Below are 15,625 nucleotides of genomic sequence, written 5' to 3' on the forward strand. Positions count from 1 at the left end.
CTACCGCCGCAGCTCGAACGTCGTCGTCCCGATCGTGATCGGCGTCCGCTCCGCGACGGTCACGGGGGCCGTCACCTTCTGCCCGTCGACGAACGTGCCGTTCGTCGACTCGAGGTCGATGACCACCCACCCGGACGGCTGCAGTTCGAGTCGTGCGTGGTTCGTGGACGTGTAGTCGTCGCGGATCACGACGTTGCTCTCGCTGGAGCGCCCGACCGTGATGGGGCCGCGACCGAGCGGCATCTCCATGCCCTCACGCGCACCCTCGGTGATGACGAGTCGCGTGGCGACGTCGGTTGCGGTCAGCTGCGAACCGGACGAGCGCCCCTGGTCGATGAGTTCGGTGAACGCCCCGGCACCGCCACCCGGCGCGGCACCGCCGGCGGGGATGGTCGGGGTCGTCGGGCCGGACGGCGCGCCCTTGGGATCGGTGGGGATCGTGCGCACCCGCTGCCCGAAGAGGTCGCTGCGCAGGGCGAAGACGATCACGAAGACGAACAGCCAGAGCACCGCGAGGAACGCGAAGCGCAGGACGAGCAGTGTCAGCCCTGTGGTCATCGCGCACCTCCGTCGTTCTCCGGGATCACCCGGAACACCATACGGGTACGACCGATCTCGATGGTTGAGTCCGGCTCGACGATCGTCTGGTCGAACCACTCGCCGTTCAGCTTCGAGCCGTTCGTGGAGCCGAGGTCGTTGGCCTGGGCGTGCTTGCCGTCCCACAGGACCTCGACGTGCTCGCGGCTCGTGCCGGTGTCGGCGACGGTGATGTCGGCGTCGGTGCCGCGGCCGATCACGGTGCGCCCGCGCTGCAGACGGTGCCGCTGGGACCCGATGTCGAGCACGGCGACCCACGCGACGTCGCGCTGCACCGTGGTGGAGTCGATCTGCAGGATCCCCGTCGACAGCGTGCCGTCCTGTTGCAGGCGGATCGTGACCGGGCCGGAGAAGGAGTAGTTCTGCGCCACCGCGTGCTGCTGGACCATCTGCGTGAGCTCGTCGATCAGCGGCCGGCCGACGTCGTTCATCCGCGAGCAGTCCGGCGGCGCCAGGCGCACGGTGAACTCGTTCGGCACCAGGATGCGGTCGCGCGAGACCACCGCTGCCTTGGTGTCGAGCTCACGCCGCAGCGCGCTCGAGATCTCCACCGGCTGCACGCCGGAGCGGAAGGTCTTGGCGAACGTGCCGTTGACGGCGCGCTCCAGCCCCCGCTCGAAGCTGTCCAGCAGTCCCATGGGTCTCCCACGTTCTCGGGTCGATGACCTCTGCATGGTAGTCGGTGGCAGCTGGCGCATTCTGTGCGTGGTAGTGTTCTCGGGCTGGCGCGAGTGGCGGAATTGGTAGACGCGCACGGTTCAGGTCCGTGTGCTGGAAACGGCGTGGGGGTTCAAGTCCCCCCTCGCGCACCAGGCAGAACAGAAGAAGTCGAAGGCCCCTGATCGAGAGATCAGGGGCCTTCGTCGTTCCACCGCGGCACCGTCGCGTCGCCGCGGCGGCTCGCCGGGCCGCGATCGCGGCACCGTCCCGTCGCCGAGCCGGACCGCCGGGCCGCGATCGCGGCACCGTCCCGTCGCCGAGCCGGACCGCCGGGCCCCTGGCAGGCCGGCACCGAGCCTCCCGTCCGTCCGGGGTGGCCCCGGCACATGCACACGCGCCTACGCTCGCCCGCATGAGCAGCAGCAAGCGCATCGTCGTCATCGGCGGCAGCGGACACATCGGCACGTTCCTGGTCCCTCGGCTCGTCCGCGCCGGTCACCACGTCGTGAACATCAGCCGCGGACAGCGCCGCGCGTACGCGGAGTCCCCGGAGTGGGACCAGGTCGAGCAGGTCGTCGCCGACCGCGAGCAGGAGGACCGCGACGGCACCTTCCCGGACCGCGTCGTCGGACTCCGCCCCGACGTGGTCGTCGACCTGGTGTGCTTCACGCTCGAGTCGGCCACCGCCCTGGTCGAACGGCTGCGCGGATCCGACGTGCACCTGCTGCACTGCGGTTCGATCTGGCGTGCCGGGCCGAGCCAGGTGCTCCCGGTCACCGAGGAGAACGCCACGCCCCCGGTCGGGACCTACGGCGTTGAGAAGGACCGGATCGCCCGGATGCTCAAGAAGGAAACTACCGATGGTGGTGTCGTCACGACCTCGATCCACCCCGGGCACATCAGCGGCCCCGGATGGGCGCCGATCGGCCCGGTCGGCAACCTCGACCCGTCGGTGTGGCGCACCCTGGCGACTGGCGAGACCCTGGTGATCCCGGGCATCGGCACCGAGACCATGGCCCACGTGCACGCCGACGACGTCGCCCAGGCGTTCGAACGCGCGATCGAGCACCGCGATGCCGCATCCGGCGAGGACTTCACGGTGGTCGCGTCCGATGCCCTGAACGTGCGCGGGTACGCGGCGCTCGCCGCGTCGTGGTTCGGCCAGGAGGCCCGGCTCGAGTCCGTCCCGTGGGACCGGTTCCGCGAGACCACCGACCAGGACGCGGCCGGCGCGAGCTGGGACCACCTGTCCCGCAGTCAGGTGTTCAGCATCGACAAGGCGCGACGTCTGCTCGGGTACCAGCCGCGGTACACGGCCGGCGAGACGGTGGAGTCGGCGGTCCGCTGGCTCGTCGAGCACGGCGAGCTCGAGATCCCGGCCTCACTAGGGCGGTGATACCGGTTATACTCACCCCATGAAGAAGGCCATCTCGGTTCCGGACGCCGACTTCGAACGATTCGAACGCGTGGCGCGTGCCCACGGCATGAACCGTTCGGAGTTCTACCGCACCGCGGCCACTCGGTTCGCAGACCAGCTCGAGGGGACGTCCGAGCTCACGGCACTCGCCGACGCTGCGCTCACGAAGGCCGGAGGTGACGACGACCTGTTCGTGCGGGAGAACGAGCGGCTCCGGTCCGGAGGGACGACCTGGTGATCGAACGAGGCGACGTGGTGTGGGCCGACTTCGGTTCCCCTCGCGGCTCCGAGCCCGCGAAGGTGCGTCCGTGCGTGGTCCTGCAGGCCGACTGGCTGACGGCGTCATCGATCCAGACAGTCCTCACGGTTCCGCTCACCTCGAACACCGCGCTCGAGCAGTTCCCCGGCAACGTGCTGGTGCCCCCGGGCTCGTCCGGTTTGGACCGTGACTCGGTGGCGAACGTCACACAGGTCGGACCCGTGAGTCGGGAGTTCCTCGACCCGCACCCGGTCGGCATGCTCCCCGCCTACCTGCTCGGACAGGTCGAGGCGGGGGTGCGACTCGTCCTCGGCGTCTGACGGCGGACGGGAGGCCCGTGGCGGCGGTGATCCGCGCCTCCGGTCCGTCTGCTGGTCACGCATCCGACGCGAGTCGCTCCATCCGCAGACCGACGGCTCCGGCGACCGTGCGGACGACGAGGTCGTCGCGCTCCGCGCGCGACCGGGTGGCCGACCAGGACGGAGCCGTTCGCGGCGGCGTCGATCTGCGCGGGACGTTCCCCGGGAGACAGGCGACGGCGGGGTGCACAGGGGAACAGCCGAGGCAGGGGCTCTCAGTCGGCGGACAGGGCGACGAAGGCGGCCCAGACGTCGGCGCGGGTGGCGAACAGGCCGAGGTCACGGTCGAGCAGCCGACCCGCGTGCGCGACCCGTGCCCGGGCGGTGTGCCGGTGCACGCCGAGGACCTGCGCTGCGCGGTCGTACTCGCAGTCCTGCTCGAGCCAGGTGCGGACGGTCCGGGTCAGGTCGGAGCCGGCAGCGGCGTCGTGGTCGGTCAGCGGGGCGAGGAACGCGCGGGCGATGTCGGACGCGTCGGTGTGGGCGAGGTGCGCCAGGACGCCGTCGCGCGCCAGGTCCCCGAACTCCACGATGCCGGGGCGACCCTCGAGCGAGCGGTCGAGGGCGCGGACGGCCTCGGCGCGGGCTCGCGCGAAGGACCCGTAGGCGGCCCCGTCGGACAGCCCGACGTGCAGGTCGTACCGCTCGGTCAGTCGACGGACGGTGTCCACGCCGTCGTCGTCCGCGCCGATGCACAGGAACAGGGCGTCGTCGACCGCGAAGAAGAGCTGCCCGGGGCGGTCCTGCACCCAGAGTTCGAGGAGGTCGACCACGGCGTCGCGGTCCTCGTCGTCCACGTGGACGGCGGCGACGCGGACCGGTGCGGCGGGGAGCGGCCCCCAGAGCTCGCGCGAGGTGGTCTCGACCACGTCGTGGTTGCCGGACGACAGCATCGTCAGGAGCCCGGTGCGCAGCAGTCCACGCGCACGTCCGAGCTCGCGGTTCTGTTGCAGCGCCAGACCCGCGAGCGCGATGACGGCGGTGACGACCTCGCGTCCGGCGTGGTCGAGCGTGCCGGTCGCGATGGCGAGGACGCCGTCCAGGTGTCCGCCCGACCCGAGCGTCTGCAGTGTGAAACCCCCTGTGGCGGTGCTCACCGGGAGGCTCGCGCGCTGTCCGCCGCGCAGGAGCCTGGCGCCCTCCTCCTGCAGCTGGGTGCGCTCGACCGCGGCGATGCCGTCGGGCGGGAAGGCACGGTCGATGCGCCCGGAGACGTCGAGCAGCCCGACCCAGCAATCGAGCTGTCGCGAGAGCTCGGCCAGCGTCGCGCCGAGGCCGTCCGGCCGCATGGCGGCGAACGAGATCGCGCGCTGCGCGGCGAGGGCCCACGCGTCGCGGGCGTTCGCGTCCTTCGCCACGGACTCGGCGTTCGCCTGCGCGACCTGGATGAACGAGGTCGCGTACGGCACCTCGAACAGCGGGAGCCCGTGGGTCCGGCAGGCATCGACGAGGGCATCCGGCGTCCCGGCGCGGACGACCTCGGTGCCGAAGCCGAGTGCCACGACGCCGTGGGCCGTCAGCCGGCGGACGTAGTCGTCGGCGATGCCGGGCGGCACCTCGGCGTCCGGGCCGAACTGCGTCCCCGTCGTCAGGAGCGCCTGGCCCGCGGCGAGGAAGGGCGTGGGGTCGGGCAGGTCGGAGCTGTGCAGCCAGGCGATCGGCACGTCCGACGACCGGGCGGCGGTGGTGTCCCGGACGTCGGTCAGCAGCCGGAGGCCGAGGTCTCGGCGGGCGAGCAGGGATCGCAGCGTCGCGGGCATGGCGCAACTGTATCCACCACGGCGAAACCCACGGCGGTGGGTGGCCACGGTGGACGGTGGGGTGTGCCCTCTCCGGCTCGTAGCATCGCCGGATGTCGACCACAGCCGTCCACCCCACCACCACCGGCGGACCGGGCCTGGCGCAGGAGCGCCGCCTCGTGACCACGGTCCCCGGACCGCGGTCCACGGAACTGCTCGCACGCAAGGCCGCCGCCGTGCCCACGGGGGTCGGTGTCGCGGTACCGATCGCCGTGGTGGCCGCGGGCGGCGGGGTCGTCGTCGACGCCGACGGCAACTCGCTCATCGACCTGGGCTCGGGCATCGCCGTCACCACGGTCGGGAACGCCCACCCCGGCGTCGTCGCTGCCGTCACCGCGCAGGCGGCGGCGTTCACCCACACCTGCTTCACGATCGCCGCCTACGACGGGTACGTCGAGGTGGCCGAGGCGCTCAACCGGCTGACCCCGGGCGACCACGACAAGCGCACGGCGCTGTTCAACTCCGGCGCCGAGGCCGTCGAGAACGCGGTGAAGATCGCCAGGAGCCACACCGGGCGGCAGGCCGTCGTGGTGTTCGACCACGCGTACCACGGCCGGACGAACCTGACGTTGGCACTCACGGCGAAGAACCAGCCGTACAAGAGCGGCTTCGGCCCGTTCGCACCCGAGGTCTACCGCGTGCCGATGTCCTACCCGTACCGTGACGGCCTGTCCGGCACCGAAGCGGCGAAGCGCGCGATCACCCAGATCGAGAAGCAGGTCGGGGCCGAGAACACCGCCGCGGTGCTGATCGAGCCCATCCAGGGCGAGGGCGGCTTCGTCGTCCCGGCCGAGGGGTTCCTGCCGGCCATCGCCGCGTGGGCCGGAGCGAACGACGTGGTCTTCATCGCCGACGAGATCCAGACCGGCTTCGCACGGACGGGGGCCATGTTCGCCAGCGACCACGAGGGCGTCGTGCCGGACGTCGTCACCACCGCCAAGGGCATCGCCGGCGGACTGCCGCTGTCCGCCGTCACCGGTCGCGCCGAGATCATGGACTCCCCGCAGGTCGGCGGCATCGGCGGGACCTACGGCGGCAACCCGATCGCGTGCGCGGCAGCCCTCGCCGCGATCGACGCGTTCGAACACGACGACCTGGTCGAGCGCGCACGCCGGATCGAGCGGATCCTCCTCGACACGCTCCGTGCGGCGCAGGCGGACGACCCGCGGATCGGCGACGTGCGTGGCCGGGGGGCGATGATCGCGATGGAGCTGGTGGACCCCGTCACCGGTGACCCGGACCCCGGGCTGACCGGGCGGGTGGTGCGGTACGCCTTCGAGCACGGCGTCATCGCGCTGACCGCCGGCACCTACGGCAACGTCCTGCGCTTCCTGCCGCCGCTCGCGATCGACGACGCCCTGCTGACCGAGGGCCTCGGTGTCGTGCTCGAAGGGCTGGCACAGGCATGAGCGCCAGCACCGAACAGGACCTGCTGTCCCGCGTGCCCACCGGGCTGTTCATCGACGGCTCGTGGCAGCCGTCGTCGGACGGAGCCACCTTCGCCGTCCACGACCCGTCGACCGGAGCGGTGCTGGCCGACGTGGCGAGCGCGACGGCCGACGACGGGCTCCGTGCGCTCGCCGCAGCCGACCGCGCCCGAGCCGACTGGGCCGCCACGCCACCCCGGAAGCGCGGGGAACTGCTGCGCGCCGCCTTCGACCTGCTGCAGGAGCGCCGTGCGGACTTCGCGCTCCTGATGACCCTGGAGATGGGCAAGCCCCTGGCCGAGGCGGACGGCGAGGTCACCTACGGCGGCGAGTTCCTGCGCTGGTTCTCGGAAGAGGCGGTCCGGATCGGCGGTTCGTACGGCACCAACCCCGAGGGCACCGGCCGGGCGACCGTCTCGCACAAGCCCGTCGGGCCCGCGTACCTGATCACCCCGTGGAACTTCCCCCTCGCGATGGCGACGCGCAAGATCGCGCCCGCGCTGGCCGCCGGCTGCACGGTGGTCGTCAAGCCCGCCGAACTCACGCCGCTCACCACCCTGCTGTTCGTGGACCTGCTGCGCGAAGTCGGTGTGCCGGACGGTGTCGTGAACGTCGTGCCGACGAGTGACGCGCGTGCGGTGTCCGAGCCGGTGATCGCCGACCCGCGACTCCGGAAGCTGTCGTTCACGGGGTCGACCCCCGTCGGTCGGACGCTCATGGCGCAGGCCTCCGCGAACGTCCTGCGTACGAGCATGGAACTCGGCGGCAACGCACCGTTCCTGGTCTTCGCCGACGCCGACCTGGACGAGGCCGTGACCGGTGCCCTCGCGGCGAAGTTCCGGAACACCGGGCAGGCCTGCACCGCGGCGAACCGGTTCATCGTGCACGAGGACGTCGCCGAGGAGTTCGCCCGCCGGGTCACCGAGCGCGTGCAGGCGATGCGCGTCGGCCGCGGCACCGAGGACGGCGTCGCGATCGGTCCGCTGATCGACACCCGCGCGGTCGCCAAGGCCGAGCGGCTCGTCACCGACGCCGTGGCCCGTGGCGCCGTCGTCCGCACCGGTGGAACGGCGCTCGACGGACCCGGCACGTTCTTCGCGCCGACCGTGCTGACGGACGTGCAGCCGGGCAGCGAGATCCTGCGCGACGAGATCTTCGGCCCGGTCCTGGCGATCAGCACCTTCGTCACCGAGGACCAGGCCGTCCGCGCGGCCAACGACACCGAGTACGGTCTCGTGGCGTACGCCTTCACCGAGGACCCGGCCCGTGGGCAACGGCTGATGGAGCGGCTCGAGACCGGCATGCTCGGCCTGAACACCGGGGTCGTGTCGAACGCCTCGGCACCCTTCGGCGGCGTGAAGCAGTCCGGCACCGGTCGCGAGGGCGGCGCCGAGGGCATCCACGAGTACCTCGAGACGATGTACACCCTGACGCCGGACCCGTTCCGGCAGCGCACCGCCCAGGGCACCACGACCGGACAGGGAGCACAGCGATGACCGAGAGCGACGTCGTCGTCATCGGGGCCGGCGTGACCGGCCTGATCGCCGCCACCCGCCTGCGTGCCGAGGGCCGCACGGTCACGGTGCTCGAGGCCCGCGACCGCGTCGGCGGCCGCACGTGGACGGACGACATCGAGGGCGTCACGCTCGAGATCGGCGGCCAGTGGGTCTCGCCCGACCAGACCGCGCTGCTCGAGACCCTCGAGGAGCTCGGCCTCGACACGGTCGACCGGTACCGCGAGGGGTCGAGCGTGTACGTCGACGCCGACGGCAACCGGACGGAGTACACCGGCGACGTCTTCCCGCTGCCCGAGGCCACCGCGAACGAGGTCGAGCGGCTCGTGGCGGTCGTCGACGAGTTCGTCGCCACCGTCGACCCGGCCGAGCCCTGGGCAGCGCCGGACGCCGAGCGACTCGACGAGGTCTCCTTCCGCGACTGGCTGCACGGTCTGAGCGACGACCGCGTCGCGACGGAGAACGTCGCGCTGTTCATCGCCGGCGCGATGCTGACCAAGCCCGCGCACGCGTTCTCCGCATTGCAGGCGCTGCTGATGGCCGCGTCTGCCGGCAGCTTCTCGAACCTGGTCGACGCCGACTTCATCCTCGACAAGCGTGTCGTCGGCGGCATGCAGCAGGTCTCCGAACGGCTGGCCGCGCAGCTCGGCGACGCCGTACACCTGAACGCGCCCGTCCGGACGCTCCGCTGGACCGATGACGGTGTCGTCGCGCTCGCCGACGGCGGCGTCGAGGTGCACGCGCAGCAGGCCCTGTTGGCGGTCCCGCCGCCGCTCTACACCCGGATCACCTTCGAGCCGCCGCTGCCCCGCCGCCAGCACCAGCTCCACCAGCACCTGTCGATGGGCTTCGTCATCAAGGTGCAGGCGGTGTACGACCGGCCGTTCTGGCGCGAGGCCGGCCTGTCCGGCACGGCGTTCAGCCCCTACGAGCTCGTGCACGAGGCGTACGACAACACGACGCACGGTTCGGCGCAGGGCACCATCGTGGGCTTCGTGTCCGACGTGCATGCCGACGCCGTCCTCGCGCTGCCCGCGGAGGAGCGCAAGGCACGGATCCTCGCCTCGCTCGTCGACTACTACGGACCGCGGGCGGCCGACCCCGTCGTCTACCACGAGAGCGACTGGGGCACCGAGGAGTGGACCCGCGGCGCGTACGCGGCGAGCTTCGACCTCGGCGGTCTGGTCCGCTACGGTGCCGACCAGCGCGCGGCCGTGGGGCCGATCCGCTTCGCGTCGAGCGACCTGGCCGGCGCCGGCTACCAGCACGTCGACGGTGCGGTCCGGATGGGCCGCCAGGCGGCGGCCGAGATCGTGGCCGTCCTGCCGCAGCCGGCCACCGTCCGGTAGTCACCCCGTGGCGGACGGGAGGCCCGGTGCCAACTGGCACCGGGCCTCCCGTCCGTCAGGCGGTCAGGACCGCCGCATGTCGAGCGTCGGTCCGAGGGTCCCGGGGAACTCGTCGCCGACGACCGTGAAGCCGGCCTTCTCGTAGCCGCGGATCGCTCGCGCGTTGCGGGCATGGACGGTGAGTCGCACCGGCGCGGCCGCCCATGCGCCGATCGCGTCGACGAGGGCACCGACGACCCCGTGTCCGCGGTGCTCCGGCGCGACGTAGACGCCGACGACGGCACAGCCGTCGACGTGGACGGGACGACCTTCGAAGTCGTCGTCGCCCGCACGCTCGCGGAGTCCCGTGGCGGTGCCGATCCATGTGCCAGACCCGTCCTCGGTGATGAACTGCCGAGCCGTTGCCGCATCGCCGGCATCGTCCGAGCCGCCGGCGGCGCGGTCCCGCCAGAACATGTCCGGCAGGGCTGTCGTGTGCTCGACGGAGTCGACGAACGCCATCGCGGCGACCGGGTCCTGCACGGCGCGGAGGCGGAGTTCGCGGACGCGCTCCCACTCGTCGGCGTGGATCGGGCGGACGGTGATCGGAGCCATCCCGGCAGTCTGCCAGTCCGCTCCCGGACAGCGTCGACCGAACACGACATGATCGACATGAGGGCTACTCGGGCCCCACCAGGAGGACCAATGCCGCAGTCGGCACGCACACCGTTCATCGCTGTCGGCCTCGTGTTGGGTGTGCTCGGCTCGACGCTCGCCGCGCAACCCGCGGTCGCAGCCGACGACCACCCGCCGATCATCGGGATGATCGCGAACACGACTGCGCCGGACCGGTTCCAGCAGCCCCAGCTCTACGGAGACGGGGACATCGACCTCGTCACCGCGAACCGGAAGCGCATCGAGCTCCGCTTCCGTGACCCGGCGAACGCGGACTGGTCGAGGGAGATCGCCTTCGAGCGCACCGACAGCGCCGACCTCTCCGTCGGCACGGTCACCGTCGAACACGCCAGCCGCTGGGAGGTCCGCGACGTCGCGTTCGACGCGTCCGGCACCCTCACGCGCTTCGACATCACGTTCCTCTCCGCGGGCTACAGCCCCGCGAACGCGTCGTTCGGGCAGGTCAGGATGGGCGAGCCGGAGCAGGCCGTCCGCTTCTCGAGCACGGACCTCACCTGGCCGCAGACCGCCGTCGGCAGCACCCGCATCTGGGCGACCCAGGCCCTCCACAACGCGTCGGGGACACCGCAGCGCCTCGGTCGCGCCGTCCTCGGTGGGATGCACGCAGGTGACTTCGCGCTCACGGACGACACCTGCAGCGGGACGACCCTCGTCGCCGGTGCGACCTGCACCGTGCGTGTCGGGTTCTCGCCGCGGGTCGGCGGTCCCCGTGTCGCCAGCCTCGGGATCCCCGTCGGGGGGACGACGGTGAGCGCCTCGCTCGCCGGGACGTCGCCGGTCGGGACGAGCAGGCTCACGGTGAGTGGCGACAACTGGATCGCCCTGAACCGCACGCGTGTGGACGCCGACGGGCCGCTCGCGATGTTCCAGGGGTCGAACGGTCCCGGCACCGCGGTGTTCTCGTCACAGCAGGTCTACTCGACGACGACGGCCTTCAGCAGACTCGAACTCGCGCCGTTGGACTCGTCGGTGCTCCACGACGGGACCTTCCGCGTGGGCGACCATGAGGACGGGGCGCCGCTCTTGCTCGACATCAGCCGAGCCAGTCGGGACTGCAACGGCACCCAGGGGACCGCCACGATCTCCGACCTCGCCCTCGCTCCCAACGGGTCGGTCGACCGTGCTCGCGTGCGGTTCTCCGTCGCCTGCGGCAACGACACCCGCCCCGGTCCGGTGTCCGGTGAGCTGCTCTGGCGGTCCCGGACCGACGTCACCGCGCCGCGCGGTGCCAGCCCGGTGAGCGTCTCGACCACGGGGACGCCGAAGGTCACCTGGGGGAAGTCGTCTTCGGGGGACGCCGCGACGACGATCGTGCGACTCGTGCCCGGTGACGGGACTGGTGCGACGCCGACCTCGGGCTCGGCGGTGGCGGCGAGCAGCGCCGCTGGTTCCGCGACGATCGCCGGACTGCCGGCAGGCCGTCAGTACTCGGTGATGGTGTGGGTCGTGGACCGCACCGGCAACGTGAGCGGCGTCCTGCGACGGTCGCTGACCACCTGACCACCTGACCACCTGACCCACGACCTGGCCCCTCCCGTCATCGCGGCGGAGAGGTCGTGCACGGCGGCCAGTCGGAGCGCGTGCATCCGCGCCCTCGCTGGCTCGGACGGTGTCCTCTGGTGTCACCGCAGTCCCGCATCGGCCCTGGGCGGACGAGGCAGGGCGCGCGCGTACCGTGCGCGACATGAGCGACACGACACCTGACGGATCCAGCCAGCCCACCGACGACGAGCAGCAGTACACCGACGACCTGCCGGACGGGTCCTCGACGGGGAACGCCACCGAGGACCCGGCGCAGGACAGCGACCCGGACTCCGGCGGGGAGCCCGCGGACCCGGCGTGACGAAGTGACGGACGGGAGGCCCGGTGCCAGCTGGCACCGGGCCTCCTGTCCGTCATGTGCTGCGGTCCGTCAGCCGATCCGGATCAGCTTCTTGTTGACGAACTCGTCGGCCCCCAGGGCGCCGAGCTCACGGCCGAAGCCGCTGCCCTTGACCCCGCCGAAGGGCAGTTCGGGGCTGTCCGCGCCGACGATGTTGACGTAGACCATGCCGGCCTCGATGCGGTCGGCGACCCGGAGGGCCTGATCGGCGTCGGTGGTGAAGAGGTAGGAGCCCAGGCCGTACGGGGTGTCGTTGGCGAGTCGGACGGCGTCGTCCTCGTCCGCGACGCGGTACACGGCTGCCACGGGTCCGAAGAACTCCTCGCGGTACGCGTCGTTGTCGGCCGTGACACCGGTCAGGACGGTCGGGGTGAACGCGTTGCCGATGCGCTCGCCGCCGGTCTCGACGGTCGCTCCCTGGGCGGTCGCGGCTTCGAGCTGCTCCTGGAGTCGGTCGGCCGCGGTCGGCGACGACAGGGGGCCGAGCTCGGACCCCGGCGTGGACGGGTCGGTCGGGGTGACGGCAGCCATGGCGGTGGTGAACTTCGCCAGGAAGTCGTCGTACAGGTGGTCGGAAACCAGGAAGCGCTTGGCGGCGTTGCAGACCTGCCCGTTGCCCTCGAGCCGCGTGGCGACGGCGGACGCGACGACGGCGTCCAGGTCGTCGGTCGAGAGCAGGATGAACGGGTCGGACCCGCCGAGCTCGAGCACGACCTTCGTCAGGTTGCGGCCGGCGATCTCTGCGACGGCGGCACCGGCGCGGGCGGATCCGGTGAGGGAGACGCCCTGCACGCGCGGATCGGCGATGACGTCCGCGACCTGGTCGTTCGAGGCGAACACGTTCGTGTAGGCGCCCGCGGGGAACCCGGCGTCGTGGAAGATGCGTTCCACCGCCAGGGCCGACTCGGGACACTGCGGCGCGTGCTTCAGCAGGACCGTGTTGCCGATGAGCAGGTTCGGGCCGGCGAACCGGGCGATCTGGTAGGCGGGGAAGTTCCACGGCATGATCCCGAGCAGCACGCCGACCGAGTCCTTCCGGATGAACGCGCTGCCGACCGACCCGGATGCCAGGGTGATGGGCTGGTCGGCGAGGAACTCTTCGGCGTGGTCGGCGTGGTGGTCGTAGATGTCCGCGCAGAAGTCGACCTCGCCCAGGGCCTGGTCGATCGGCTTCGCCATCTCGCGCACGATCGTCGCCGCCAGGTCCGCACGCCGTTCGCGGTAGAGCTCGGCGACACGGTGCAGCAGCGCCGCGCGGTCGGCCACCGTGCTGGTGTCCTCGGCGTGCGCGCGGTCAGCGGTGCTGATCGCGTCCGACAGCTCGGCGTCGGTGATCGTCGGGAAGGTGCGGAGCACCTCGCCGCTGGTGGGGTCGGTGACGGCGTAGATCGTGTCGCTCATGGTTCCCTCGTGTCGGACGTGGTCGTCGGTCAGGTGCTCGGTGACGCCGGTCGGGGAACTGTACCGGCGGGGCACGCGCGACCGGACCAGCCATGACGTCCACGAAGCACGAGGGCGCTGTACTCCAGGGCGATCGCTCGCCGGCTGCTCGACACCAGCTGGGACCCGGCGAGGAGGACCTTCAGCCCGGCGCACCGCTCCGGAGGTCTGCTCCCGGCGCTGCTCCCTACGCTCGGCATTCCCATGCAGCACACAACTCGCTCCAAGGCCGTCGTCGCCGTCGTCGTGGCCATGACGGTCCTGACGGCGGTGAACGTCGGCGTCGCGGCCACCTGGTGGGGCCGGTCCTCGTCGGCGGCGGCACCCGTGGATGCCGGGGCGACGGCCACGGCGACGCCGCTGCCGACGTCGAGCCCGCGCAACCCGCCCTCGACGCCGGCCGTCTCCGATGCCGGCATCCCGGCCGCGGAGGCGCCGGGCACGACCACCGCTCCGGCGACCGCCGACCTGGCGTCCACCTGGACGCCACCGGCGGGCATGCCGACCGCCGGTCGTCTGCTGCACGTGACGATCCCGGCGACCCGCTCCCACTTCACCGCGCGCGACGCCCTGCTCTACCTGCCGCCGGCCGCGCTCACCGCCGCCCCGCCCCACCTGCCGGTCGTCGTGCTGCTGTCCGGGCAGTCCCGCGGCGCCGGACCCGAGGACCTGCAGACCGGTGGGCACATCGAGGAGACGATGGACGCGCTCGCCGCCCTGCACCGTGGACTCGCGCCGATCGTGGTCGTACCGGATCAGCTCGGTCCGGAGTCCGCCAACCCGATGTGCGTCGACGGTCCGCTCGGCAACAGCCGGACCTACCTGCTGCACGACGTCCCGGCCTGGGTCACGACGCACCTGCGCGTGCAGTCCGGTGCCGGCGCGTGGACGATCGGCGGGTTCTCGCAGGGCGGTACGTGCGCGATCCAGCTCGGCGCGGGTGACCCGGCGCGGTTCGGGAACCTCATCGACGTCTCCGGCGAGGCCGGTCCGACCCTCGGATCGGTGGCGACCACGATCGCCGAGGGCTTCTCGGGGGACGCGGCCGCGTACCGGGCGGCGCAGCCGGCGGCACTGCTCGCCGCGCACGGACCGTACCGGGCGTCGAACGCGTTCTTCGCCGCGGGCGCTGACGACCACGTCTACGGGCAGTTCACCCCGGTGCAGGCGCAGCGGGCACGGGCCGCCGGCATGCACGTGACGACGTGGATCCTGCCGGGCGCCCGGCACAACTGGGCGAACGCGGGCCCCGCGCTCGCCGCCGGGCTGAGCTGGCTGATGCCGCTGGTGGGCCTGGTCCCCGGGCGCTGAGTCCGCAGGCCCGGAGGTCGCCGGTGTCGACCAGCCGATCACCGACGGCAGCGGGCGGTCAGTCGAAGGCGCTGAGGGCGTCCGCGAGCATGCTGTGGCCCTGTCGCTCGAAGCGCTCGTCGCCGACCGTGAAGGCCCAGACCGCCGTGCCCACCGCTTCGCGCAGCTGCAGCCAGCGCCAGGCGTCGGGCTCGCGGGGGTCGTCCCCGTAGCCGTCGAGGAACGCCCGCTCGAGCTCGGGCTCGTGCTGCCAGTGCAGGACGGCCAGTCGTGTCAGGTCGGCGGCCGGGGGACGCAGCGCGAACCGGCCGAAGTCGATCGCGCGCAGCCGTCCCTGGTCGACGATCCAGTTCCGGGGGTGCCAGTCCCCGTGGGTCGGGACGACCGTCGCGGGCCCGGGTTCGGAGCGCTCGAGCAGGCGCCGAGCACGGTCGGCGGCCGCGGCGGGGATCCGGTGCGGCGACGACAGCGCGGCGGTGGCCTTCGCTGTCTCGGCGCGCAGGAAGCCGTCGTCTCGGACCGCGTGCTGGTCGTGGAAACGGCGGAGCAGCGTCCCAGCCTGCCGGTGGACGTCGGGGGAGTGCTCGTCGTCGGTGCCGAGTGCCAGGTGGCCCGGGACCCGGTCGAGCACCAGGACATGCAGGTCCTCGTCCGCGGTGCGCAGCGCACCGGTGTCCCCGGAGGCGACGAGCCCCGCGGTCCACCGGCGGTGTGCGAGCAGCTCCCGCGGGAAGTGCGTGTTGGTCGGCCCGGACGCCTTGACCGTCACGTCGTGCTCGACGCCCTCGACGTGCAGCACGACCGTGTCGAGCAGCCCCCAGGACTCGATCGCGGTGACGGTCGCGCCGGGGACCGTCCGGCGGACGAAGTCGACCTGTGCGCCGTCGAGTCCGGTGCTGCCCCACTGCATGCGCTCACCGTACCGAGGACGATGAT

Annotated in this window: 15 protein-coding genes and 1 tRNA gene; 10 read left to right on the top strand and 6 right to left on the bottom strand. The window is 72.2% G+C overall.

The window, feature by feature from the left end:
- Together DEJ13_RS00105 and DEJ13_RS00110 are read right to left on the bottom strand one after the other, a co-directional pair.
- Complete coding sequence (locus DEJ13_RS00105; RefSeq protein WP_111106131.1) at positions 1-558, bottom strand: FHA domain-containing protein FhaB/FipA; 558 nt, start codon at positions 556-558, stop codon at positions 1-3.
- On the bottom strand, positions 555-1,235 hold the full coding sequence (locus DEJ13_RS00110) for an FHA domain-containing protein (protein WP_111106132.1): 681 nt from the start codon (positions 1,233-1,235) through the stop codon (positions 555-557). The genes DEJ13_RS00105 and DEJ13_RS00110 overlap by 4 nt, the downstream gene beginning before the upstream one ends.
- An 87-nt stretch (positions 1,236-1,322) precedes the next feature.
- Between DEJ13_RS00110 and DEJ13_RS00115 the strand changes: the two genes are divergently transcribed.
- From DEJ13_RS00115 to DEJ13_RS00130, 4 genes are all read left to right on the top strand, one after another.
- Positions 1,323-1,409, top strand: a tRNA-Leu gene (locus DEJ13_RS00115).
- Between the two features lie 260 nt (positions 1,410-1,669).
- Complete coding sequence (locus tag DEJ13_RS00120; protein WP_111106133.1) at positions 1,670-2,653, top strand: NAD-dependent epimerase/dehydratase family protein; 984 nt, start codon at positions 1,670-1,672, stop codon at positions 2,651-2,653.
- Between the two features lie 19 nt (positions 2,654-2,672).
- Positions 2,673-2,912 carry a hypothetical protein gene (locus DEJ13_RS00125; RefSeq protein ID WP_056120960.1) on the top strand — a complete coding sequence of 80 codons (240 nt, stop codon included), beginning with the start codon at positions 2,673-2,675 and terminating at the stop codon, positions 2,910-2,912.
- Positions 2,909-3,253 (top strand): type II toxin-antitoxin system PemK/MazF family toxin, encoded by a 345-nt coding sequence (locus tag DEJ13_RS00130; protein WP_056120957.1) that lies wholly within the window; start codon positions 2,909-2,911, stop codon positions 3,251-3,253. The genes DEJ13_RS00125 and DEJ13_RS00130 overlap by 4 nt, the downstream gene beginning before the upstream one ends.
- A gap of 254 nt (positions 3,254-3,507) precedes the next feature.
- On the opposite strand, the gene DEJ13_RS00135 is transcribed toward DEJ13_RS00130, so the two are convergent.
- The gene (locus DEJ13_RS00135; RefSeq protein WP_111106134.1) at positions 3,508-5,052 is read right to left on the bottom strand and encodes a PucR family transcriptional regulator; all 1,545 of its coding nucleotides are present in this window, start codon (positions 5,050-5,052) and stop codon (positions 3,508-3,510) included.
- Positions 5,053-5,144: 92 nt separating this feature from the next.
- Between DEJ13_RS00135 and gabT the strand changes: the two genes are divergently transcribed.
- The 3 genes from gabT to DEJ13_RS00150 are packed head-to-tail and all read left to right on the top strand — an operon-like array spanning position 5,145 to position 9,381.
- Positions 5,145-6,500, top strand: coding sequence for a 4-aminobutyrate--2-oxoglutarate transaminase (gabT, locus tag DEJ13_RS00140; protein WP_111106135.1), 1,356 nt, complete (start codon positions 5,145-5,147; stop codon positions 6,498-6,500).
- Positions 6,497-8,014 (top strand): NAD-dependent succinate-semialdehyde dehydrogenase, encoded by a 1,518-nt coding sequence (locus DEJ13_RS00145; RefSeq protein ID WP_111106136.1) that lies wholly within the window; start codon positions 6,497-6,499, stop codon positions 8,012-8,014. The genes gabT and DEJ13_RS00145 overlap by 4 nt, the downstream gene beginning before the upstream one ends.
- Positions 8,011-9,381, top strand: coding sequence for a flavin monoamine oxidase family protein (locus DEJ13_RS00150; RefSeq protein ID WP_111106137.1), 1,371 nt, complete (start codon positions 8,011-8,013; stop codon positions 9,379-9,381). Before DEJ13_RS00145 ends, DEJ13_RS00150 begins: the two co-directional genes overlap by 4 nt.
- Positions 9,382-9,444: 63 nt before the next feature.
- Here the strand turns inward: DEJ13_RS00150 and DEJ13_RS00155 are convergent, their stop codons facing one another.
- Positions 9,445-9,975 carry a GNAT family N-acetyltransferase gene (locus DEJ13_RS00155; RefSeq protein ID WP_111106138.1) on the bottom strand — a complete coding sequence of 177 codons (531 nt, stop codon included), beginning with the start codon at positions 9,973-9,975 and terminating at the stop codon, positions 9,445-9,447.
- 90 nt (positions 9,976-10,065) lie between these two features.
- Here DEJ13_RS00155 and DEJ13_RS00160 point away from each other — a divergent pair, with 90 nt between their 5' ends.
- Together DEJ13_RS00160 and DEJ13_RS00165 are read left to right on the top strand one after the other, a co-directional pair.
- Positions 10,066-11,556, top strand: coding sequence for a hypothetical protein (locus DEJ13_RS00160; protein WP_111106139.1), 1,491 nt, complete (start codon positions 10,066-10,068; stop codon positions 11,554-11,556).
- Between the two features lie 184 nt (positions 11,557-11,740).
- A complete protein-coding gene (locus DEJ13_RS00165; RefSeq protein ID WP_181436944.1) occupies positions 11,741-11,899 on the top strand; it encodes a hypothetical protein in 159 nt (52 codons plus the stop codon).
- 69 nt (positions 11,900-11,968) lie between these two features.
- Here the strand turns inward: DEJ13_RS00165 and DEJ13_RS00170 are convergent, their stop codons facing one another.
- Positions 11,969-13,339 carry an NAD-dependent succinate-semialdehyde dehydrogenase gene (locus tag DEJ13_RS00170; RefSeq protein WP_111106183.1) on the bottom strand — a complete coding sequence of 457 codons (1,371 nt, stop codon included), beginning with the start codon at positions 13,337-13,339 and terminating at the stop codon, positions 11,969-11,971.
- A gap of 243 nt (positions 13,340-13,582) precedes the next feature.
- Between DEJ13_RS00170 and DEJ13_RS00175 the strand changes: the two genes are divergently transcribed.
- Positions 13,583-14,689: an alpha/beta hydrolase gene (locus tag DEJ13_RS00175; protein ID WP_111106140.1), complete on the top strand. Its 1,107-nt coding sequence runs from the start codon at positions 13,583-13,585 to the stop codon at positions 14,687-14,689.
- A gap of 58 nt (positions 14,690-14,747) precedes the next feature.
- Here the strand turns inward: DEJ13_RS00175 and DEJ13_RS00180 are convergent, their stop codons facing one another.
- Positions 14,748-15,599, bottom strand: coding sequence for a phosphotransferase (locus tag DEJ13_RS00180; protein ID WP_111106141.1), 852 nt, complete (start codon positions 15,597-15,599; stop codon positions 14,748-14,750).
- Between the last annotated feature and the right edge of the window lie 26 nt (positions 15,600-15,625).

It is taken from the genome of Curtobacterium sp. MCLR17_007 (genome assembly GCF_003234655.2).
GTDB lineage: Bacteria > Actinomycetota > Actinomycetes > Actinomycetales > Microbacteriaceae > Curtobacterium.